1 protein-coding gene is annotated in these 1,052 nt (G+C 68.3%); it reads right to left on the bottom strand.

Going from position 1 to position 1,052, the window contains the following annotated elements:
* On the bottom strand, positions 1-1,052 hold a 1,052-nt coding region (locus JMF90_RS38200), incomplete at both ends, for an ABC transporter permease (protein WP_236598141.1).

Raw genomic sequence — 1,052 nt, 5'->3', positions numbered from 1 at the left:
ATGCCGATCTCGCGCGTGCGCTCGGTGACCGACACCAGCATGATGTTCATCACGCCGATCCCGCCGACCACGAGCGAGATCACCGCGATCAGCGACAGCAGCAGTGTGAGTGACTGGCCGGTCTTCTCGACGGTCTTGACCACGCTGTCCATGTTGTACGTGAAGAAGTCCTTGCGGCCGTGGCGCTGGATCATCAGCTTCTCGAGGCTTTTCTCGGCGGCGGCGCTCGGCTGCCCGTCGCGCACGCGCACGGTGATGCTGTCGAGATAGCGCTGGCCGAACAGGCGCCCGCTCGCGGTCGTGTACGGCACCCACACGTTCAGGCTCTTCACGCTGCCGAACGCGCTCTTCTTGTCGGCGGTCACACCGATCACGACGCACGGCACGTTGTCGACCAGGATCGCTTCGCCGACCGGATTGCGCGTCGCGCCGAACAGCTTGCGGCGCGTGTTCTGGTCGATCACGGCCACTTGCGCCTGGCGGCGCACCGCATCGTCGTCGAACGGGACGCCGAGCGCGAAGCGCATTCCGCGCGTCTGGAAGTAGCTGTCGCCGACGCCGCTCACGAGCGCGTGGACGTCGACGTTGCGGTAGCGCAGCAGCAGCGTGCGCGACGTTTCGGGCGTCGCGCTGTCGACGTACGGCTGCTCGGCGAGCGCGGCGACGTCGGCGGGCACGAGCGTCTGGATCGTGTCCGCGCGGCTGTCGCCCCAGTCGGAGCCCGGATAGAGGCTGATCGTATTGGTGCCGATGCTGCCGATTTCTTCGAGCATGTAGCGCTTCGCGCCTTCGCCGACCGCGACGATCGACACGACCGACGTAATGCCGATGATGATGCCGAGCATCGTCAGCAGCGTGCGCAGCCGGTGCGACACGAGCGCGATCCACGCCATCCGGCATGCTTCGGCGAAACGGCCGGTGCCGGCGGCGAAGCGTCGGGCGCGGGGGGCGGGATCGGCGGCGGTATCGTTATTGGCGGGCGGCGGTGCGTCGCCGGAAGCCGGCGCGGACCGCGTGTCGGCTGCCGTTTCCGTCGTTGCGGCCGCGCCGAC

Origin of the sequence: Burkholderia sp. E168m23, from assembly GCF_016586125.1 — a bacterium.
Taxonomy (GTDB): Bacteria; Pseudomonadota; Gammaproteobacteria; order Burkholderiales; family Burkholderiaceae; genus Burkholderia; species Burkholderia orbicola.
Note: the sequence above shows the minus strand (reverse complement) of the source record. Positions and strands in the feature narration are given on the sequence as shown.